1 pseudogene is annotated in these 247 nt (G+C 57.5%); it reads right to left on the reverse strand.

Features of this window, described 5'->3' with window-relative positions:
- A pseudogene (locus HK25_RS12295) lies at positions 1 to 209 on the reverse strand (hypothetical protein); the annotation flags it as partial.
- Between the last annotated feature and the right edge of the window lie 38 nt (positions 210 to 247).

Raw genomic sequence — 247 nt, forward strand, 5'->3', positions numbered from 1 at the left:
TGTGCTGCGTTCTGCGCTGCTGTTACTGCGTCTGTCAGGCCTGCGCCCGATGCAATAGCACTGCCGAGAATATCGACTGAAACCTGCTGCGCTGTTGTCACACCGCCTGATGTGACGACACCAAGGAGCGTGTCAGTCAGTGCGACAGATGAGGCAAGAGGCAGCGATGTGACTGGCGTGCCGGACGCCGAGGTCGTACCGCACGACATTATAGAATTACGCTCATGAAAGCGTCTCCCTGTTGGGT

The sequence above is a fragment of the Acetobacter sp. DsW_059 genome, from assembly GCF_002153695.1.
Lineage (GTDB): Bacteria > Pseudomonadota > Alphaproteobacteria > Acetobacterales > Acetobacteraceae > Acetobacter > Acetobacter thailandicus.